20 protein-coding genes and 1 pseudogene are annotated in these 19,237 nt (G+C 65.9%); 14 read left to right on the top strand and 7 right to left on the bottom strand.

Annotated elements, in window-relative coordinates; genetic code table 11:
* Positions 1-47 precede the first annotated feature (47 nt).
* From DB708_RS06765 to DB708_RS06745, 5 genes are all read left to right on the top strand, one after another.
* Positions 48-794, top strand: coding sequence for a hypothetical protein (locus DB708_RS06765; RefSeq protein WP_108921191.1), 747 nt, complete (start codon positions 48-50; stop codon positions 792-794).
* 31 nt (positions 795-825) lie between these two features.
* A complete protein-coding gene (locus tag DB708_RS06760; protein WP_108921190.1) occupies positions 826-2,394 on the top strand; it encodes an HD domain-containing phosphohydrolase in 1,569 nt (522 codons plus the stop codon).
* 68 nt (positions 2,395-2,462) lie between these two features.
* Entirely contained in the window at positions 2,463-3,218 is a 756-nt protein-coding gene (mddA, locus tag DB708_RS06755; RefSeq protein WP_108921189.1) for a methanethiol S-methyltransferase, read from the top strand.
* Positions 3,219-3,340: 122 nt separating this feature from the next.
* Positions 3,341-3,823 (top strand): cation:proton antiporter regulatory subunit, encoded by a 483-nt coding sequence (locus DB708_RS06750; protein ID WP_108921188.1) that lies wholly within the window; start codon positions 3,341-3,343, stop codon positions 3,821-3,823.
* A gap of 4 nt (positions 3,824-3,827) precedes the next feature.
* Positions 3,828-4,985 (top strand): cation:proton antiporter, encoded by a 1,158-nt coding sequence (locus tag DB708_RS06745; protein WP_108921187.1) that lies wholly within the window; start codon positions 3,828-3,830, stop codon positions 4,983-4,985.
* A gap of 3 nt (positions 4,986-4,988) precedes the next feature.
* On the opposite strand, the gene DB708_RS06740 is transcribed toward DB708_RS06745, so the two are convergent.
* A complete protein-coding gene (locus DB708_RS06740; RefSeq protein ID WP_108921324.1) occupies positions 4,989-5,474 on the bottom strand; it encodes an Rv3235 family protein in 486 nt (161 codons plus the stop codon).
* 238 nt (positions 5,475-5,712) lie between these two features.
* On the opposite strand from DB708_RS06740, the gene DB708_RS27425 reads away from it, so the two are divergent.
* The 5 genes from DB708_RS27425 (at position 5,713) to DB708_RS06715 (ending at position 11,234) form a co-directional block, all read left to right on the top strand.
* On the top strand, positions 5,713-7,122 hold the full coding sequence (locus DB708_RS27425) for a WS/DGAT/MGAT family O-acyltransferase (RefSeq protein WP_108921186.1): 1,410 nt from the start codon (positions 5,713-5,715) through the stop codon (positions 7,120-7,122).
* Positions 7,123-7,168: 46 nt separating this feature from the next.
* On the top strand, positions 7,169-8,032 hold the full coding sequence (gene ppk2, locus DB708_RS06730) for a polyphosphate kinase 2 (protein WP_201263440.1): 864 nt from the start codon (positions 7,169-7,171) through the stop codon (positions 8,030-8,032).
* Positions 8,033-8,034: 2 nt separating this feature from the next.
* The gene (locus DB708_RS06725) at positions 8,035-8,547 is read left to right on the top strand and encodes a DUF6912 family protein (protein WP_108921184.1); all 513 of its coding nucleotides are present in this window, start codon (positions 8,035-8,037) and stop codon (positions 8,545-8,547) included.
* 155 nt (positions 8,548-8,702) lie between these two features.
* Complete coding sequence (locus DB708_RS06720; RefSeq protein WP_108921183.1) at positions 8,703-9,854, top strand: ferredoxin reductase; 1,152 nt, start codon at positions 8,703-8,705, stop codon at positions 9,852-9,854.
* Between the two features lie 84 nt (positions 9,855-9,938).
* Entirely contained in the window at positions 9,939-11,234 is a 1,296-nt protein-coding gene (locus tag DB708_RS06715; protein WP_108921182.1) for a fatty acid desaturase family protein, read from the top strand.
* Between the two features lie 10 nt (positions 11,235-11,244).
* Here DB708_RS06715 and DB708_RS06710 read toward each other — a convergent pair whose 3' ends face one another.
* Positions 11,245-11,850 (bottom strand): DUF5134 domain-containing protein, encoded by a 606-nt coding sequence (locus DB708_RS06710; RefSeq protein ID WP_235616660.1) that lies wholly within the window; start codon positions 11,848-11,850, stop codon positions 11,245-11,247.
* A gap of 273 nt (positions 11,851-12,123) precedes the next feature.
* Here DB708_RS06710 and DB708_RS06705 point away from each other — a divergent pair, with 273 nt between their 5' ends.
* Positions 12,124-12,657 carry a hypothetical protein gene (locus DB708_RS06705; protein ID WP_108921180.1) on the top strand — a complete coding sequence of 178 codons (534 nt, stop codon included), beginning with the start codon at positions 12,124-12,126 and terminating at the stop codon, positions 12,655-12,657.
* 70 nt (positions 12,658-12,727) lie between these two features.
* Here the strand turns inward: DB708_RS06705 and DB708_RS06700 are convergent, their stop codons facing one another.
* Positions 12,728-13,501, bottom strand: a complete 774-nt coding sequence (locus DB708_RS06700) for a VIT1/CCC1 transporter family protein (RefSeq protein WP_108921179.1) — start codon at positions 13,499-13,501, stop codon at positions 12,728-12,730.
* Between the two features lie 212 nt (positions 13,502-13,713).
* Between DB708_RS06700 and DB708_RS06695 the strand changes: the two genes are divergently transcribed.
* Positions 13,714-14,205, top strand: a complete 492-nt coding sequence (locus DB708_RS06695) for a DUF2231 domain-containing protein (RefSeq protein ID WP_108921178.1) — start codon at positions 13,714-13,716, stop codon at positions 14,203-14,205.
* 41 nt (positions 14,206-14,246) lie between these two features.
* On the opposite strand, the gene DB708_RS06690 is transcribed toward DB708_RS06695, so the two are convergent.
* The gene (locus DB708_RS06690; protein ID WP_108921177.1) at positions 14,247-15,434 is read right to left on the bottom strand and encodes a thiolase family protein; all 1,188 of its coding nucleotides are present in this window, start codon (positions 15,432-15,434) and stop codon (positions 14,247-14,249) included.
* Positions 15,435-15,522: 88 nt separating this feature from the next.
* Here DB708_RS06690 and DB708_RS06685 point away from each other — a divergent pair, with 88 nt between their 5' ends.
* Positions 15,523-15,996 (top strand): winged helix-turn-helix transcriptional regulator, encoded by a 474-nt coding sequence (locus tag DB708_RS06685; protein ID WP_108921176.1) that lies wholly within the window; start codon positions 15,523-15,525, stop codon positions 15,994-15,996.
* Here the strand turns inward: DB708_RS06685 and rsgA are convergent.
* Together rsgA and aroA are read right to left on the bottom strand one after the other, a co-directional pair.
* Complete coding sequence (gene rsgA / locus DB708_RS06680; RefSeq protein ID WP_108921175.1) at positions 15,983-16,975, bottom strand: ribosome small subunit-dependent GTPase A; 993 nt, start codon at positions 16,973-16,975, stop codon at positions 15,983-15,985. The genes DB708_RS06685 and rsgA overlap by 14 nt on opposite strands.
* Entirely contained in the window at positions 16,972-18,261 is a 1,290-nt protein-coding gene (gene aroA, locus DB708_RS06675; protein ID WP_108921174.1) for a 3-phosphoshikimate 1-carboxyvinyltransferase, read from the bottom strand. Before aroA ends, rsgA begins: the two co-directional genes overlap by 4 nt.
* Before the next feature lie 54 nt (positions 18,262-18,315).
* Between aroA and DB708_RS06670 the strand changes: the two genes are divergently transcribed.
* Positions 18,316-19,080, top strand: coding sequence for an SOS response-associated peptidase (locus DB708_RS06670; protein ID WP_108921323.1), 765 nt, complete (start codon positions 18,316-18,318; stop codon positions 19,078-19,080).
* A gap of 3 nt (positions 19,081-19,083) precedes the next feature.
* Here DB708_RS06670 and DB708_RS27555 read toward each other — a convergent pair.
* Positions 19,084-19,237 (bottom strand): annotated as a pseudogene (locus tag DB708_RS27555) (HNH endonuclease signature motif containing protein); the annotation flags it as partial.

Raw genomic sequence — 19,237 nt, 5'->3', positions numbered from 1 at the left:
GCATAAGCCTCATGCGCCGGCGTGGCCCCGCCACGCAACATCGCTGCATGACCACGTTGCACACTCCCGCCGATGCTGCTTCGGCCGTCCTGCATGATCCCGCGTTGCCCCCCGGCGACGACGAAAGATTCGCCGGCTTCGGAGTTTTGGGGCTTCCCTTTGCCAGCGGGCACTACCTCGCGCTGCGCTGTATACCCACGGCGTCGTTCGCGCCGGGCTACCGGTCGGTGTGGCATCGCGACCCCGCCGGGGTGTGGACGTTTTACGCGACAAGCCCCGGAGAGCTCAGTTGCTCCCGCTACTTCAGCTCTGCCACGCCAAGCCACGCGGTGCAGTGCGACATCGACGTCGCGTGGGTTAGCCCGTGGTTGCTGTACGTCGGCATTGAGGGCTTGCTCGAATGGCATCTCGATCTCGGGACCGCCGCGTCAACACGGTTGATCAGCGGGATCGCGTCCCGGCTACCCGAACGGACATGGACCAACCGGGCGACCCTGCGCGCTCTGTCGCGGGTCGCCGGACCGATGCTGGGCGCCGGGCGGGTTCGGCTATCCGGCAGAGCCCCGAACGGACAGCGATTCATGATCGCCCCCAAACGATTCTGGGCCGTCACCCGGTCGCGCGCGGTGTGGCGCGGCGAGGGCCTCGGCCCAGTCGAGCCGCTGGGCATGCAAGCCCGCCTGGGCGACTTCTGGGCCCCGCAACGCGGGTTTTTCGTCGTCGGGGGTGGTCGTCTGGACACTTTCGACCCGCGCCGCCATCGCGCCGTGGAACGCACAATTTCGATTTGCTGACCCGGACGCAACTGAAGGGGACAATGAGCCGATGGCGTCGCACATCACCGAGTCGGCGGCGGGCGAGGCGCCCAGCCGGGCGGAGCTGCTGGCGGCGCTGTCGGTGGCAATCGACCTTGGCCTGGGGCAGCCCGCCGAGCACATGTTGCGCTCGGCAATGATCGCGACCCGGCTCGCTAATCGACTGGGACTTAGCGACGCGCAACGGGATTGCGTCTACTACACGACGTTGATCATGTGGATCGGGTGTCATGCCGACTCCCATGAATATGCGCGGTGGTTCGGCGACGACATCGCGGTGCGGCATGACTCGTACCTGGTGGACTGGTCGGGGCTGCCGTACTGGCGGTTCCTGATGGGCAACATCGGTCGCGGTCAGCCGTTGACGCAGCGGCTGGTCATGATGGCAACACTGTTCGCCGACGCGCGCGGCCAGTTGTCCCGGTTGATCCATTCGCACTGCACCTCCGCGGCGCTGCTGGCGGATCGAATCGGGCTGGGCCCCGACGTCCAGGCGTCGCTGGCGTTCGCTTTCGAGCGTTACGACGGTGGCGGGCTGCCCACCGGCGCGCACGGCGGCGACATCCCGATACAGATGCGGGTCGCTCAGCTCGCCGAGATGATCGAGGTGCACCACCGCGCATACGGGGTCGAGGGTGCCGTGGCCATGGCTCGCAGCCGCCGGGCCGGCCAGTTCGACCCGAAGGTCGTCGACACGTTCGTCCAATCTGCCGAGGCGATCTTGGCCGGCCCGGCCCCCGGCGATGCATGGGCGGCCGCATTGCAGGAGGCACCCGATCGCCGCCAGCGGCTTGACGACAAGGCGCTGGACGCACTCCTAGTTGCGTTCGGAGACTTCGTCGACCTCAAATGCCCATTCACCCTTGGGCATTCACGTGCGGTGGCCGCGCTTGCCGGCGACGCGGCTCTCGCGGCCGGCCTCGATGACGGCTCGGCGGCCCTGACCCGACGCGCGGGCCACGTCCATGACTTGGGTCGCATCGGTGTGTCGAATCAAATCTGGTCCAAACCGGGGTCGTTGACCGCGGGCGAATTCGAGCGGGTGCGGCTGCATCCCTATCTCACCGTGCGGATCCTCAACCAGGTCCGCGGCCTCGGGCGGCTGGCGGAAGTCGCCGGCAACCACCATGAATGCCTGAACGGTTCGGGATACCCACGCGGGCTTGCCGGGACCGCGCTGAGCCTGCCCGACCGCATCCTGGCAGCGGCGGTCTGCTACCAATCTGGTTGCGAGCCAAGACCCTACCGAGGCGAGCTAACACCCGGCGCGGCGACGCAGCGGCTGCACGAGCGGGTCCGTGCCGGTGACCTCGACCCCGTCGCCGTCGAAGCGGTGCTGCATGCGGCGGGACAGTCGGCGCAAAGGCCGAAGTCGCGGCCGGACGGGCTCACCCCACGCGAGATCGAGGTGCTCTGCCTGGTCGCTCGCGGGGCGTCCAACAAGGAGATCGCGGCGACGCTGGTGATCAGCGAGAAGACCGCCCGCAACCATGTCGAGCGAACGTACGCGAAGATCGGCGTCTCAAATCGCATCGGCGCCAGCATGTATGCGTTACAACAGGGGTTGTCGATCACATGACCGCTCTCGACGGGAATTGAGGCAATCGCCCCATTCCCTTACCCGGAATTCGGCGGACAATCGATCCCATGAGTCGATATTTGACGGTCTGTTATGGCGCAGTAGCCTATCTGCTGTTCTTGGTGTCGTTCGGGTACGCGATCGGATTCGTGGGCAACATCTGGGTGCCACGCAGTGTCGACCACGCGCTCTCGTCGCCGGTGGGCCTGGCGGTGCTGATCGACGTTGCGCTGCTTGGTGTCTTCGCAATTCAGCACAGCGTCATGGCACGGCCCGCGTTCAAGAAATTGTGGACCCGGATTGTGCCCGTCTCGATCGAGCGCAGCACCTACGTGGCGCTGGCAAGTGCGGCGCTGCTGCTGCTCTACTGGCAGTGGCGGATGCTGCCTGGCATCGTTTGGGACGTAAGCCTGCCGGCGGCACGGGTGTTGGGATGGGTGTTGTTCTGGCTCGGTTGGGTCACAGTGTTCTTCTCGTCTTTCATGGTCAGCCACTTCGACCTGTTCGGGCTGCGCCAGGTGTACCTGGCCTGGCGTGGAAAGCCGTACCGCAACTTGGACTTTCGTGTTAGGTACCTGTACCGGTTGGTGCGCCACCCGCTGATGCTGGGTTTCCTGATCGGGTTCTGGGCGACACCGGTGATGACGGTCGGGCACCTGCTGTTCAGCGTCGCCACAACGGGTTACATCCTGATCGCTTTGCGGCTGGAAGAGCACGACCTGGTCGAGGCACTCGGCGATCAATACCGTGCCTACCGCGCCGAGGTGCCGGCGCTGGTGCCGGGGACGCGCAGGCACCCGAATGCGGCCGCGGGTCAGCACTAACCCTCGAGCAGCGTCGCGATCCGTTCCAGATGCGGCCACCCGCTTGCGGGGGCATATGAGATCGGTCTGTATCGCCGCGATCCGTGCGGATTTTCGTTGCGCATTCCCGGTATGTTGCGGATATGGATGTCAAGGAGGTGTTGCTGCCGGGCGTCGGTCTGCGATACGAGTTCGTCAGCCACCAGGGCGACCGGATTGGCATCGTCGCGCGGCGCGGCGGCGACTTCGACTTCGTTCTGTATGGTTCCGATGATCCCGACCAGGCCCGGCCGCTGTTCCACCTCACCGACGAAGAGGCCGATACCGTGGCCCAGATCCTGGGCGCTCCCCGCATTGCCGAGCGATTCACCGAGCTGACCCGCGAAGTGCCCGGCCTCGAGGCCGGGCAGGTGGACATCGAGCCGGGCAGCCCGTTCGTCGACCGGCCTCTGGGTGACACCCAGGCTCGCACCCGGACCGGGGCGTCGATCGTCGCGATCGTGCGCGACGAAGACGTGCTTGCCTCACCGGGTCCCGCCGAGATGCTGCGGGAGCGCGACGTTTTGATTGTCATTGGCACCGACGAAGGCATCGCCGCAGTCGAGCAGATCATCGACAAAGGCTGAGCCAGTGCAGGTTTCGGGGGCGCTGCTGTTTCAGCTCGGCGCTCTCCTGGCCGCGCTGGCGATCATGGGCGCCGTCTCGCGACGATTCGCATTGTCGCCGATCCCCGTCTACCTGATGGCGGGTCTTTCGCTGGGCAAAGGCGGCATCTGGCCGGTGGCCGCCGCCGGCGACTTCATCATGACGGGCGCACCGCTGGGCGTCGTGCTGCTGCTGCTGACCCTGGGACTGGAGTTCTCCGCGACCGAATTCGCCGCCAGCTTGCGCCACCATCTGCCGTCGGCCGGCGTCGATGTGGTGCTCAACGCCACGCCCGGGGCGGTGGTGGGATGGCTGCTCGGGTTCAACGGCGTCGCGATCCTGGCGCTGGCCGGCGTCACCTACATCTCCTCCTCGGGTGTGATCGCGCGCCTGCTCGAGGACCTGCACCGGCTGGGTAACCGCGAAACGCCGGCCGTGCTCTCGGTGCTGGTACTCGAGGACTTCGCGATGGCCGCGTACCTGCCGCTGTTCGCCGTGCTCGCAGCCGGCGGCACCGGGCTGGAGGCGGTAGCCGGAATGGTCGTCGCGATCGGTGCTCTCTTCGCTGCGTTCTTCGCGTCGTATTACTGGGGTCATCACATGGGCCGGCTGATGGCACACGCCGACTCCGAGCAGCTGCTGCTGCGGGTGCTGGGAATCACGCTGATGGTGGCGGCGCTGGCGGAGTCGCTGCACGCCTCGGCGGCCGTCGGCGCATTCCTGGTCGGGCTCACCCTGACCGGTGACACCGCGAAGCGGGCGCGCAAGGTGCTGGGGCCGCTCCGTGACCTTTTCGCCGCGATTTTCTTCGTGGCGATCGGTCTGCAGGTGGACCCGAAAGAACTACTTCCGATGCTTCCGGCGGCACTGGTCCTCGCCGTCGTCACCGCTGCGACGAAGGTAGCCACCGGAATGGTCGCCGCCCGGCGCGACGGCGTGGCCTGGCGCGGGCAGTTGCGAGCCGGCACCGCGCTCGTCGCGCGGGGTGAATTCTCCTTGATCATCATCGGATTGGTCGGCACCGCGCTCCCCACGGTGGCCGCGCTGGCAACGGCGTACGTGTTCGTGATGGCGATCCTGGGTCCGGTACTGGCCCGATTCTCCGGCGGCCCGCCGCGGGTGGGAGCCGGATCGCTGGCTTAGCGCTCAACCGATGTGCAGGGCCACCACCTGCCAGCGGGTACCGCCGCTAAGCGGCAGCTTCTCCACCCGCGCGGCGATGGCATGGCTGCGATCCCCGCGGCTGTACGAGCCGAACACCTCTGCCGCGTTCTCCGGAACCCGGTGCCCGGCGGGTTGCAGCCGCATCCTGCGCAGCACCGCGGCACCCTGGCGTCCGGACGCACAGTGGCTGACCGACAGCACTGAGTCGACCAGGCCGGGTACCAGCAGTCCCCGGAGCTGGGTGACCGGACGGCGGTGGTCGATGACTTCCAGCACCCGGCGCAGCGCGGCGTCGGCGAAGATCGCGGCCTGGCGCATTGCGGCGGACCGGGCCGCCGCCGTCGGCTCGCCTGGCCTGACCGCTCGCCCGCTATAGGGGCGGCGCGGCGTGGCGCCGGTTCGGCGCGACACGGTCGACTGCTGGCACCCGGAGACGCTGGGTGGCGGTTCGTACTCGACGACGGGCACGACGGCGAAAGCATCACGGGCGGGCGGGCTTTCGGGGCTGATAGTCGACACGCACTCTCCAAGTCGTCGATGAACGAGCAGTCTGCAGGAGAGTGACAGACAATTGATCTTCAATTGCCAATCATCATCGCATAATTCGACATCGCGTGTACCCGCGCCGTGTTGCGCCCTAGCGGACGATTACCGTGGGCGAGAGCATGGGGAACGCGAAGGATTGACCTAGGAGGCCAGGCCCGCAATGGTGACCCGGTTGTCCCCATCGGACGCTTCCTTCTATCGGCTGGAGAACAGCGCCACCCCAATGTACGTCGGATCGCTGTCCATCCTGCAGCGTCCGCGCGCCGGGCTGAGCCACGAGACACTGCTAGCCGCCGTCGAACAGCGGCTGCCGCAAATTCCGCGTTACCGCCAGAAGGTCCGCGAAGTGCGGGTCGGCATGGCCAGGCCGGGGTGGATCGACGACGGCGATTTCGACATCACCTACCACGTGCGGCGCTCGGCGCTGCCGTCGCCGGGCAGCGATGAGCAGCTGCACGAGCTGATTGCCCGGCTGGCCGCACGGCCGCTGGACAAGACGCGGCCGCTGTGGGAGATGTACCTGGTCGAGGGCCTCGCCGGGAACCGCGTCGCCCTGTACACCAAGTCGCACCAGGCACTGATCAACGGGATGACCGCGCTGGAGATCGGCCACGTGATCGCCGACCGGACGCGGCAGCCGGCGCCCTTTCCCGAAGACATCTGGATCCCCGAACGGGAACCCGGCTCGACCCGGCTGCTGGTCGGGGCGGTCACCGACTGGGTGGTAGGGCCTGGCGCGCAGATGCAGGCCGTCGGATCCGCGATGGCCGGATTGGCGACGAACTACGGCGAATTGGTCAACGTGGGTCGCCGGGTCTACGACATCGCCCGCACGGTCGCGCGTGGGACCGCGCCCAGTAGCCCACTCAACGCCACCGTTTCGCGCCATCGACGGTTTACCGTCGCCCGCGGGAGACTCGAGGACTACCGCGCGGTGCGCGCGCGCTACGACTGCGACATCAACGATGTGGTGCTGGCCGTCGTGACCGGCGCCTTGGGTAACTGGCTGATGTCGCGCGGGGAAGCGGTGTCGTCGAGCGCGACTATCCGGGCGATGGCGCCGCTTTCGATCTATGCCGAGGGTCAACACGACTCGACTGGCCCGGGCCAGATGATCAGCCAGGTCAGCCCGTTCCTGGTCGACCTGCCGGTGGGCGAGGGAAACGCCGTGGTGCGGCTGTCGCAGATCGCGCACGCCACCGAATCGAATCCGTCCGCCTCCCGCCTGGTCGACGCCAGGACCATCGTCACGTTGTCGGGCTTTGCGCCTCCCACCCTGCATGCCATGGGCATCCGGGTCGCCACCAGCTTCTCGGCGCGCTTGTTCAATTTGCTGATCACGAATGCGCCCGGCGCTCAGTCGCAGATGTACGTCGCCGGCACCAAACTGCTGGAGACGTACGCGGTGCCGCCGCTGCTGCACAATCAGGCGGTGGCCATCGGTGTGACGTCCTACAACGGCACGCTGTATTTCGGAATCAACGCCGACCGCGATGCGATGAGCGACGTCAACCTGCTGCCGGCGTTGTTGAACCAAGCACTTGAGGAACTTCTCGAAGCGTCCCGGTAGCTGCCGGCGATGAAAATTGCCGTATGTGGATCTACCATTCGTTGATGTGAGCACCTCGAAAGACGGCACGCCGGCAAAGGCGAAGAAAAAGAAATCGTCCGCACAAGGCGCAGCCAAGATCTCCGATGCCGTCTATGAGGCCGAATTGTTCCGGCTACAAACAGAATTGGTGAAGTTACAGGAGTGGGTACGGCATTCCGGCGCGCGAATCGTGATCCTCTTCGAAGGCCGGGACGCCGCGGGCAAGGGTGGCGCGATCAAGCGGATCACCGAATACCTCAGCCCCCGCACCGCCCACATCGCCGCGTTGCCCGTTCCCACCGATCGGGAACGCGGACAGTGGTACTACCAGCGGTACATCGCCCATTTGCCCACCAAGGGCGAGATCGTGCTGTTCGACCGATCGTGGTACAACCGCGCCGGCATCGAGAAGGTGATGGGATTCTGCACGCCGCAAGAGCATGCGCTGTTTTTGCGGCAGACGCCGATATTCGAGCAAATGCTGATCGACGAGGGGATTCTGCTGCGTAAGTACTGGTTTTCGGTTTCCGAGGCCGAGCAGCTGCGCCGTTTCAGGGCGCGCCGCAACGACCCTGTCCGGCGCTGGAAACTGTCCACGATGGACCTGGAATCGGTATATCGATGGGAGGACTATTCGCGCGCCAAAGACGAGATGATGGTGCACACCGATACTCCGGTAAGTCCTTGGTACGTAGTGGAATCCGATATCAAGAAACATGCGCGGCTGAACATGATCCACCACCTGCTTTCCAGCATCTCCTACCACGACGTCGAAGAGCCGAAGGTCGACTTGCCGCAACGGCCGGTGATAACCGGTAACTACCAGCGTCCGGCGCGCGAGCTGTCGAAGTACGTCGACGACTACGCGGCCACCTTGGTCGAGCGCTAGCGATGGACGCTGCCTCGATCCAGGTTTACATTCCGGCCACGCTGGCGATGTTGCAGCAGCTCGTCGCCGATGGCTCGCTGCTACCCGTCAACGGCACCGCGTTCGCGGTGACCCCGACGCTGCGGGAGGCCTATGCCCAGGGCGATGACGATGAGCTCGCCGACGTGGCGCTGCGTGAGGCGGCGCTGGCCTCGCTGCGCCTGCTGGCCGCTGGCGAGGACCAGACGGTAAGGCCGCGGCGCGCGGTGCTGGCGGCCGAAGTCGACGGAGCTACGTTCCGTCCCGATCTCGACGATGCGGTGGTCAGACTCGCCGGGCCCGTCCCGCTGGACCGGGTGATCGCCGCCTATGTCGACAACGATGCCGCCGAGGAGGCCGTCGCACAGGCGATTGAGGCCATTGATGCCGCCGACCTGGGGGATGAGGATGCCGACTTGATCGTCGGCGACGCACAAGACCACGAATTGGCCTGGTACGCGAACCAGGAGCTGCCGTTTCTGCTGGACCTGTTGTGAGCACCACGACGCGTCGACGGTGTGACGCAGTCCGGTGCCGCGAGCCTGGATAGGATACCGTAACTTACGGTACCGTAGCCTTGTGTGACGGGCGCGAATGCCCTCCGAGAAGTCGAGCGGAAGCTAAGCGCCCGCAGCCTGAGCAGGAGCTTCCTATGGGTCGGAAATACCAATCGATCACCGCGCATGTCGTCGATACCAAGCGCCCCATGGTGGTGGGGGCCGAGCGGCATCCCGGCTGGCACGCGCTGCGCAAGATCGCCGCGCGCATCACGACGCCGCTGCTGCCCGACGACTATCTACATCTGGCCAACCCGCTGTGGTCGGCGCGGGAGTTGCGGGGCCGCATTCTGCAGGTCCGCCGGGAGACGGAGGACTCGGCGACCCTGGTGATCAAACCCGGCTGGGGCTTCAGCTTCGACTATGAGCCTGGCCAGTACATCGGGATCGGATTGCTGGTGGACGGGCGCTGGCGCTGGCGGTCGTACTCGCTGACGTCGAGCCCTGTCGCGCAGTCCGGGTCGGGGCCCGAGCGCACGGTCACGATCAGCGTGAAGGCGATGCCGGAGGGCTTCTTGTCCACTCACCTGGTGGCCGGCGTCGAGGCAGGGACGATCGTGCGGCTGGCCGCACCGCAGGGCAACTTCGTGCTGCCCGACCCTGCCCCGCCGTCGATTCTTTTCCTCACCGCCGGATCGGGAATCACTCCGGTGATGTCGATGTTGCGAACATTGGTGCGCCGCAACCAAATTAGCGACATCCAACACGTTCATTCGGCGCCGACAGAATCGGATGTGATGTTCGGCGCCGAATTGACAGACCTGGCGTCCACCCATCCCAGCTACCGGTTGCGGGTACGCGAGACCCGGGCGCAGGGCAGGCTCGACCTCGCCTTGCTCGACGACGAGGTGCCGGACTGGCGCGAACGTCAAACCTGGGCCTGCGGGCCGGAGGGCATGCTCACCCAGGCCGAGAAGGTCTGGGCAGCCGCGGGCATTAGCGACCGGCTGCACCTCGAACGATTCGCCGTGTCCAGGGCTGCACCCGCCGGAGCCGGCGGAACGGTGACCTTCGCCCGAGCCGGTCGGACGGTGGCCGCCGATGCCGCGACATCGCTGATGGATGCGGGAGAGGGCGCAGGAATCCAGATGCCCTTCGGCTGCCGGATGGGTATCTGCCAGTCGTGCGTGGTGCCGCTGCTGGAAGGTCACGTGCGTGATCTGCGGACCGGGCAGGAACACGAACCCGGTAGTCGGGTGCAGACCTGCATTTCCGCCGCGTCCGGCGATTGCGTGCTCGACATTTAGATGCTACTCATTGGTAACCTACGCAGTCGTAGGTTACGATAGCGTAGGTACGGACCATGAATCGACCGCCGGGAGGTGAGAACGATGGCGATCACAGACGTCGACGTATTCGCACATCTGTCGGACTCTGATATCGAAGCCCTGGGCGTTGAGCTGGATGCTATCCGCCAGGACGTTGAAGACTCACGCGGCGCGCAGGACGCCCGCTACATCCGTCGCACCATCGCAGCCCAGCGCGCGCTGGAGGTAACCGGCCGTGTGCTGCTGGCCGCGGGTTCGCGGCGCTCTGCGTGGTGGGCCGGCACCGTGACCCTGGGCGTGGCCAAGATCATCGAGAACATGGAGATCGGCCACAACGTCATGCACGGCCAGTGGGACTGGATGAACGACCCGGAGATTCACTCCTCGACGTGGGAGTGGGACATGAGCGGGTCGTCCAAGCACTGGCGCTACACCCACAACTTCGTGCACCACAAGTACACCAACATCCTCGGGATGGATGACGATGTCGGCTACGGCCTGTTGCGCGTCACCCGCGATCAGCGCTGGAAGCGCTTCAACCTCTTCAACGTGTTCTACAACGCGATGCTGGCGATCGGCTTCGAATGGGGCGTCGGCTTGCAGCACGTCGAGATCGGCAAGATCTTCAAGAAGCGGATGGATCAGGACGAAGCTCGGGAGCGAACCGAGGAGTTCTTCGCCAAGGCCAGCAGGCAGCTGCTGAAGGACTACGTGGCGTTCCCGGCGCTGACCTCGTTGTCACCCGGCGCGACGTACAAGTCCACGTTGAAGGCCAACGCGGTTGCCAACGTAATCCGCAATGTGTGGGCCAACGCCGTGATCTTCTGCGGCCATTTCCCTGATGGCGCAGAGAAATTCACCAAGACCGACATGATCGGCGAGACGAAGGGCCAGTGGTACCTGCGCCAGATGCTGGGCAGTGCCAACTTCGAAGGCGGGTGGCTGCTGCGCTTCATGAGCGGCAACCTGTGCCACCAGATCGAGCACCACCTGTACCCCGATCTGCCGAGCAACCGGCTGCACGAGATCTCGGTGCGGGTGCGCCAGGTCTGCGACAAGTACGACTTGCCTTACACCACAGGCTCATTCCTGGTGCAATACGGCAAGACGTGGCGCACGATAGCCAAACTGTCGCTGCCCGACAAGTACTTGCGCGACAACGCCGACGACGCGCCGGAGACCCGCAGCGAGCGGATGTTCGCCGAACTGGACGTCGATTTCGCCGGTACTGATCCGGAGACCGGTCGCCGCCGCGGCCTCAAGACCGCGATCGCGACCGTTCGGGGTTGGCGCCACAACAAGCGCGCCATGAAGAAAATCGAGCAGCTACTCAAGGACGCCGACGACCTGGCGGCCTGAGCCCTTACGCCTACAACTGCGCAAAGAGCATCATCGCGGTGCCGGCGGCAGCGCACGCTTGATAGAGCGGTTCCAAATGCGTGGACTTCCGCCGGGCTGCGCAACGGCATGACCAAAACAGCGCCACGACCGCGAACCCGAGGGCCGCGATCCAGTTGACGGTGGTGATCCACCCGGATCCGGCTGGTGCGCTGGATAGTTCGTGTCCGGGCATTTCCATCTCGGGCATGTTCATGGCCAGCGAATCCGATGGTGGGTGAGTGGTCTGGCGTGGTAGGTAGCCGCTCATCACCGCGTACATCCACACCATCGCCGCCGTCATCACGGCGTAGTAGGAGTTGGTCAATCGCACGCCGACCGTTGAGGAGATTTGTCCGGCGGCGCGCACAAACCAGGCACCCGTTAAAACGAAGAAGATCATCGGCACGATTACCGGGACGGCCATGTCGATGCTCCAGGCCATCAGGATCATGGCCGTCGCCATCGCCAGGTGCAATACGTGGCTGACGGTGCTCGTTGATCGGTCACGTTGCGCGACAAGGGTATAGATGTAGGTCGCAACACTGACGCCGAAGAGTACGGTAACGATCCACCGCAGCGTGGGGTCGCCGTTCAAGAGCGGGCTGCACCTTTGAGCATGCGGCGAACGGTACCCCCGTAGGGTACCAAGGTCAAGCAACGCGGCCGCACCGCGCGTCGAATCCCGGGACCGCGACGCTGCCGGGTTCATACCGAGTTGGTCGGCGGTGCCAGGCAATTCGGTCGCTGGTTTCGGCGCGAGTCGTCGCCCCACTCTGTCTATGTCCCGGACACCGGGGCGACGATTGGCCGGTCCCGGCTGGCGACGGAATAGGTGTACCCTTTGAGGAGGTACGAAGAAAGGTGCGCGATGCTCGCGGTGTTCGGATTCGAATCCATGGGTGTAGTCGTCGAGGACATGTTTTTCGTCGACCCGACCTCCAACGAAGGTCAAGAAACCCCGGAACGGGGAGTCAGGCTGGAACTCCGCCTGGTCGATAAGGCCGAGCCGCACGGGTCGATCTATGCGGGCATCCCGATTGCGTTCAACCGCCCGGTGTGGCGGGTGGATCTATTCGGGTCCACCGGGAGCCCGCCCGGGACGCTCGACCAGGCCCATCACCACCCTCGGTTCAACGGCTGGGAGCCCGGACGCCGAAACTTCGTTCCCGAGTTGTCGGCCGACCCGGTCGCCTGGCTGGCGGGTGAGCTGGCCGACCCGGCCGCCGTGCTGGCCCGGGCGGGTGTCGACACCGATGAAGTCACCGAAGCCGATCTCACGGGACTCGCTGCGGCGGCACCGGAGATCGTCGCCGCGGTCAAACGGATGCTCGACGGCGTGCGGGACGGCAAGCTAGCTCCCGCTCCTGCTGAGCCGGCCGCCGCCCGCACCGGCTGGCTCTGATTCGACTCGGCGCTGATCCGCGCCAGCGCCAAAGAGGTTGCCGGGCACCAATATTGTTAGGGGTGCGGCACTAGTGGACCGCGGTGCCGAAAAGACATCCGATGCCGTAGGTGAACCCCAGTCCCACTGCGCCGCCGAGCACGACGCGCAGGACCGCCCGCCATGCGTTGCCGCCACCGATCCGGACGCTGAGCACCCCGGTGAGCGCCAGCGCGGCGAGCACGGCGATAAAGGTCACCGGAACCCGCCATGCGTTGGGAGGCAATAGGATAGCGACGAGTGGCAGCAGCGCACCGACGATGAACGAGGCCGCTGAGGCAGCCGCAGCCTGCCAAGGATTGGCCAAATCGTCGGGATCAATGTTGAGCTCGGCGTGAGCGTGGGCGGTCAGCGGATCGTGCGCGGTGAGCTCTTCGGCTACCCGCGCCGCGGTTCGAGCTGATAAACCTCGGCTTTGGTAGATAGCGGCTAGCTCAGCCAATTCGGCGTCGGGTACCTGTTGCAATTCGTTGCGTTCGATGAGCAGCTGGGCCGTTTCGCTGTCGCGCTGGCTTGAGACCGAAACAAATTCGCCCAGTGCCATCGAGACTGCGCCGCCTACCAGGGCCGCCAGTCCGGCAGTGAAGATCGGGCCCCGTTGTGAGGTGGTACCGGCCACGCCGATCACGAGGGCGGCAACCGAGACGATGCCGTCATTGGCACCCAGCACTGCAGCGCGCAGCTTATTCAGGCGGCTGGAGCTGTGGTCGGCGTGCGGCTCGTCGGTGTGTGTCGGTTCCCCGGCCGCCGCCGCGTCTACTTCGCCGTGAGTCGGCTTCACCGGGCGTTGTCGGTCGTCGCTCATGCCGCCCAGCCAAGCGCATATTTGTCGGGTGCGCCAGCAAGCGAAGCCTCATCAAACTCGCAGGCCAGGGCTGTAGTTAGCCTTGCCTCGGCCGGTTAGGAGGACGTTATGATCGCGGCCTCCCGGTCGCACGATGCCGGTTCCAGCTGGTGCAACAGAGAAGCGCAAGCCCCTCGGGGCTCGCGGTGTTGCACCCTCAGAAAAGGATTTCTATGACGGTGATTCATGGCCTGCCAGCGCATTTGCTATTCGTGCATTTTCTCGTCGTGCTTGCGCCGTTGACGGCACTCCTGGAGATCATCTGCGCTCTGTGGCCCGCCGCTAGACGCGGACACCTGGTCTGGTTCACCGGCATCCTCGCCGCTGCGACAGTGGTCCTGACGCCGATCACAACGAATGCCGGCGGATGGCTCTATGACTTGAGACACAACCCCTCCGCGGTCCTGCGTCAGCACGCCGAACTGGGTTCCACCATGATCTATTTCACAGTTGCCTTATTGATCGTTGCGGCGGGCCTACTCGCGCTGCGTCGTGTTGAGCGGCGATCCGGACCGCGTCACCGAGTTATCAACGTGTCCATCGCAATTCTTAGCATCACCGTGGGCATCGCAACGATGATCCAGACCTATCGGATTGGCGATGCGGGTGCACAATCGGTGTGGGGCAACGAGATAGCGCATCTCGAGCAGAAGTCAGCCAAATAGGCTGGTACCCATAGCCAATGCAAGTCTTGGCGGCAAAGATGCTAGCCCAGTCGCTCGATGATGGTGGCGTTGGCCATGCCGCCGCCCTCACACATCGTCTGCAGACCGTAGCGACCGCCGCGCTGTTCCAAGGCGTTGACCATCGTGGTCATGATGCGGGCACCGCTGGCGCCCAACGGGTGTCCGATCGCGATGGCCCCACCGTTGACGTTCGTCTTGGCCAGATCGGCCCCGGTGTTATGAGCCCAGGCGAGAACCACGGGCGCAAAGGCCTCGTTGACCTCGAACAGGTCGATGTCGGCCAACGTCAGGCCGGCCCGCTGTAGTACGTTCTGGGTCGCCGGGATGACGCCCGTCAGCATGTAGAGCGGGTCGTCGCCTACCACAGTCGTGGTGTGGATGCGGGCCAGCGGACGCAGGCCTAGCTTCTTGGCGACCTCACTGGTGGTGATCAGCACCGCGGCGCTGCCGTCGGACAACGGCGATGAGTTACCCGGCGTGATCTCCCAATTGATTTGCGGGAAGCGCGTTTCCATCTTCTCGCTGTAGAACGCCGGCTTCAGCGTCGCCAGCGTTTCCACGGTGGTGGCGGGGCGGATGATCTCGTCGGTGTGCAGCCCGGCGACCGGAGTCAGCTCGTTCTCGAACAGCCCGTCTTTGGTGGCGCGGGCGGCCTTGTCGTGGCTGCCGGCGGAGAACTCGTCGAGCTGAGTGCGCGAGAAACCCCACTTCGCGGCGATCAGCTCGGCGCTGATGCCCTGCGGCACAAGGCCTTCTGGGTAGCGGGCACCCATACCCTCGCCAAACGGGTCGCTGCCCGGCAATACCTGGGTGCCCATCGGTACGCGGCTCATCGATTCCACGCCCGCGGCGATCACGATGTCGTAGGCACCCGCGATCACGCCCTGGGCCGCGAAGCTAATGGCCTGCTGACTGCTGCCGCACTGGCGGTCGATCGTGACGCCGGGAACCGACTCGGGGAAACCCGCGCCCAGCAACGCGTTGCGCGCGATGTTGACCGCCTGATCGCCGACCTGCGTGACTGCACCGGCGATGACGTCGTCGATCTGTGCCGGGTCCACACCGGTGCGGGCCACGAGTTCGCGCAGGCTGTGCGCCAACAGGTCAACGGGCAGCACGCCGTGCAGCGCGCCGCTGGCCTTGCCCTTGCCGATGGGGGTGCGGACGGCGCCGACGATCACCGCGTCGCGGCCTTGGAATGCGGTCATGACTCCTCCTTGAGTCCTGGGTACGTCTCGGTATACCCAGCAAAACGCCTAGGTATACTAAAATCAACCCAGATGGGAGGTGATTTAGATGACATTTCTGCAGGGTGCCCTTAGGGACCGGGAGAAATGGTCGGCGGTCGGTGAGTGTGCGATCGAGAAGGCGATGGCGGTGGTCGGCACCAAATCCGCGATGCTGATCATGCGCGAGGCGTACTACGGCACCACCCGGTTCGACGACTTCGCCCGCCGGGTCGGCATCACCAAGGCGGCCACGTCCGCACGACTGGTCGAGCTGGTCGACCTAGGCCTATTGGCGCGCCAGCCCTATCAGGAGCCGGGACAGCGCAGCCGCGAGGAATACGTGCTGACCGAAGCCGGCAAAGGCTTCATGCCGGTAGTCTGGGCGCTTTTCGAGTGGGGAAGGCACCATTTGCCGGGCCACAATAGGCTGCGGCTGACACATCTGGACTGCGGCGCCGAGGCCAGCGTCGAAGTCCGGTGCACCGAGGGCCATCTGGTGCCGCCCGACGAACTCGGAATGCGGCTGACTAAGTCTCCCTGAGCGCTGCCAGCAACCGCCGGGCCGCTTCGACGCGGCGGACGGCGGGGCCCGAGAGTGTGTCCAGCGCGCACTCCGGGTCCGCCGGTGGTCCCATGTGGCCGCAGCCGCGCGGGCAATCCTGCACCGTCTCAGCCAGATCCGAGAAGGCCAGCATCACGTCATCGGGCCGGATGTGCGCCAGTCCGAACGAGCGGATGCCCGGTGTGTCGATCACCCAGCCCGAACCCGCGGCCCTCGGCGTCAGGGGCAGCGCCACCGACTGCGTCGAGGTGTGCCGGCCCCTGCCGATATCGGTGACCTCTCCGACGGCCCGGCCAGCCTCTGGCACAAGACGATTCACCAATGTCGACTTGCCGACACCGGAATGTCCCAGCAGAACGGTGATCTTGCCGGCGAGCAGGTCCGCCACCGCCAGCAGGGGATCGTCACGGCCCGCGGTGACCACCGTCAAGTCCAGATCCGCGAACTGCTTGGCGAACGGCTCGGGCGGGGCGAGGTCGGTCTTGGTCAGGCACAGAATCGGCGTCAACCCGCCGGCGTAAGCGGCGATCAGCGCCCGGTCGACCAGACCGGTCCGTGGCGGCGGGTCGGCAAGTGCCACCACGATGAGCAGTTGATCGGCGTTGGCGACAACCACCCGCTCGGTGGGATCGGTGTCATCGGCGGTGCGCCGCAACACTGTTCGCCGTGGTCCACGCCGCACGATGCGGGCCAAGGTGTCCGGCCGGCCGGACAGATCGCCCACCACGTCGACTTCGTCGCCGACCACGATCGGGGTGCGGCCCAGCTCTCGGGCCCGCATGGCGGTGACCCGGCAATCGGGTTGGCCACCCAGCACGCACCCCCAGCGGCCCCGGTCGACGCTGACCACCATGGCGGCCTCGGCGTCGGCGTGCTCGGGACGGGTTTTGGTCCGGGGTCGTGAACCCCGGCCGGATCGGACTTTGACGTCGGACTCGTCGTAGTCGCCAGGCCTCAAACGCTGGACTCCAGCATGCGTGCCCACAGCTGCGGGAACTCCGGCAGCGTCTTGGAGGTAGCGCCGATGTCGTCGATCTGAACTCCGGCGACCCGCAACCCGACGATCGCGCCGGCCATCGCCATCCGATGGTCGGCATATGCGCGCCAGATCCCGGCATGCAGTGGCGTCGAGGTGATCTCCAGGCCGTCGGCCGTCTCGGAGCAGTTGCCCCCGAGCCGGTTGATCTCGGCGCTCAACGCGGCGAGCCGGTCGGTCTCGTGTCCGCGCAGATGGGCGACGCCGGACAGGCGTGACACCGACCCCGGGGTCGCCAGTGCCGCCAGCGCCGCCATCGACGGCGTCAGCTCGCCGACGGCCCGTAGGTCGACATCAAAGCCGTCGTAACCCGCCGAGCCCTGTACTTCCAGCGATGAATCCATTTGGGTGACAACGGCATTCAGCTTTCCCAAGACGTCGAGGATGTCACCCGCGGGTTGCACGCTGGTCGCCGGCCAGCCGGTGATGCGCACGCTGCCGCCGCTGACGACGGCGGCCGCCAGGAACGGAACGGCGTTGGTTAGATCGGGTTCGACGTCCCAGTGCCGGGCCGCGACGGTGCCGGGGTGCACCTGCCAACGGTTGGGCACCGAATCATCGATGTCGACACCGGCTTGGCGCAGCATCACGGTCGTCATCGCGATATGCGGCGCCGACGGTAGCGACGTGCCGGTGTGTTGCACGGTCAGGCCATTGCTGAACGACGCGCCGCACAACAGCAGGCCGGACACGAACTGCGACGACGCCGAAGCGTCGATGGCCACGGTGCCGCCCGCGACCGATCCACCGCCCCGCACCCGGAACGGCAGGCCCGTTCCCTCGATCGGAACGCCCAGGTCTCGCAGTGCGTCCAGCAGCGGCGCGATCGGCCGGGCGCGGGCCTGTTCGTCGCCGTCAAACTCCACCGCGGCGTCGGCCAACGCCGCCAACGACGGCACGAATCGCAAGACGGTGCCGGCCAGACCACAATCCACACGTGCGTCGGGGCCGGGGTCGAGGCGGCCGCTGACCGTCAGTTCGGAGCCGTCCCCGTCCACCCGCAATCCCAGCGCGGTGAGCGCGCCGATCATCAGGTCGGTATCGCGGCTGCGCAGCGCGCCGCTGATCGTCGAGGGTTCTTGGCCCTGCGCGCTGGACAGGCCCGCGAGCACCAGGGCCCGGTTGGTCTGCGACTTCGAGCCCGCAACGGTCACGGTCGCGTGCACCGGTGTCGGCGCGACGGGGGCCGTCCAGGGCTCGGTGGTCACGGCTTCATCCTGCCGTGTCGGCGGGTGTCGTGGGTACCGGGCACCATGGAAGTCATGTGTGGACGGTTTGCGGTCACGACGGATCCAGCCCTGCTGGCCGAGAAGATCAAGGCGATCGACGAAGCTACCGGTACCTCGGAGCGTGCGGCGGAACCCAACTACAACGTGGCCCCCACGACCACGGTCGCGACGGTGGTGACCCGCCACAGCGAGCCGGACGACGAGGCGACTCGCCGGGTGCGGATGATGCGCTGGGGACTGATCCCGCCTTGGGTCAAAGCCGACGCGGACGGTGCTCCGGACAAAAAGGGTCCGCTGCTGATCAACGCCCGCGCCGACAAGGTGGCTACCTCACCGGCTTTCCGCGGTTCGGCGAAAAGCAAGCGCTGCCTGGTGCCGATGGACGGCTGGTACGAATGGCGGCCCAATCCGGACAACGCCGCGGGCAAGAAGACCGCCAAGACACCGTTCTTCATGCACCGCGACGACGGCGACATGCTGTTCATGGCCGGGCTGTGGTCGGTATGGAAGCCCGGTAAAGAAGAAGATCCGCTGCTGAGTTGCACGATCATCACCACCGACGCCGTCGGCGAGCTGGCCGAGGTGCACGACCGTATGCCGTTGATCCTGTCCGAGCGCGACTGGGACACCTGGTTGAATCCCGACGCCCCGCTGGACGCCGAGCTGCTGGCCCAGGTTCCGGATGTGCGCGGCATCGAGTTGCGTGAGGTGTCGCGGCTGGTGAACAGCGTGCGCAATAACGGACCCCAACTGCTCGAGTCGGCCGAGCCGGAGCCCGAACATATCACCCTGCTGTAGTCGTTATGCCGGCTTGTCGTTGTCGGGGTTGAGGAGGAGTTTGGTGGGGTGGTGGTAGGTGTTGGTGCGGGGTTGGCCGTGGTCGAGGTGTGGGGGTGGGATCCATTCGGTGTCGCCGTTGGGGTGTTTTCGGGTGGTCCAGCCTTGGGGTTGGAGC

The organism is Mycobacterium montefiorense, from assembly GCF_003112775.1.
Lineage (GTDB): Bacteria > Actinomycetota > Actinomycetes > Mycobacteriales > Mycobacteriaceae > Mycobacterium > Mycobacterium montefiorense.
The sequence above is the reverse complement of the archived record's forward strand: the minus strand, read 5'-3'. Positions and strand labels throughout refer to the sequence as shown.

What these genes read in the sequence shown, in the direction of transcription:
- DB708_RS06765 (WP_108921191.1), top strand. Translation starts at nt 48, where the DNA reads ATGACCACGTTGCACACTCCCGCCGATGCTGCTTCGGCCGTCCTGCAT.
- DB708_RS06760 (WP_108921190.1), top strand. Translation starts at nt 826, where the DNA reads ATGGCGTCGCACATCACCGAGTCGGCGGCGGGCGAGGCGCCCAGCCGG.
- mddA (WP_108921189.1), top strand. Translation starts at nt 2,463, where the DNA reads ATGAGTCGATATTTGACGGTCTGTTATGGCGCAGTAGCCTATCTGCTG.
- DB708_RS06750 (WP_108921188.1), top strand. Translation starts at nt 3,341, where the DNA reads ATGGATGTCAAGGAGGTGTTGCTGCCGGGCGTCGGTCTGCGATACGAG.
- DB708_RS27425 (WP_108921186.1), top strand. Translation starts at nt 5,713, where the DNA reads ATGGTGACCCGGTTGTCCCCATCGGACGCTTCCTTCTATCGGCTGGAG.
- DB708_RS06725 (WP_108921184.1), top strand. Translation starts at nt 8,035, where the DNA reads ATGGACGCTGCCTCGATCCAGGTTTACATTCCGGCCACGCTGGCGATG.
- DB708_RS06720 (WP_108921183.1), top strand. Translation starts at nt 8,703, where the DNA reads ATGGGTCGGAAATACCAATCGATCACCGCGCATGTCGTCGATACCAAG.
- DB708_RS06715 (WP_108921182.1), top strand. Translation starts at nt 9,939, where the DNA reads ATGGCGATCACAGACGTCGACGTATTCGCACATCTGTCGGACTCTGAT.
- DB708_RS06705 (WP_108921180.1), top strand. Translation starts at nt 12,124, where the DNA reads ATGCTCGCGGTGTTCGGATTCGAATCCATGGGTGTAGTCGTCGAGGAC.
- DB708_RS06700 (WP_108921179.1), bottom strand. Translation starts at nt 13,501, where the DNA reads ATGAGCGACGACCGACAACGCCCGGTGAAGCCGACTCACGGCGAAGTA.
- DB708_RS06695 (WP_108921178.1), top strand. Translation starts at nt 13,714, where the DNA reads ATGACGGTGATTCATGGCCTGCCAGCGCATTTGCTATTCGTGCATTTT.
- DB708_RS06690 (WP_108921177.1), bottom strand. Translation starts at nt 15,434, where the DNA reads ATGACCGCATTCCAAGGCCGCGACGCGGTGATCGTCGGCGCCGTCCGC.
- DB708_RS06685 (WP_108921176.1), top strand. Translation starts at nt 15,523, where the DNA reads ATGACATTTCTGCAGGGTGCCCTTAGGGACCGGGAGAAATGGTCGGCG.
- DB708_RS06670 (WP_108921323.1), top strand. Translation starts at nt 18,316, where the DNA reads ATGTGTGGACGGTTTGCGGTCACGACGGATCCAGCCCTGCTGGCCGAG.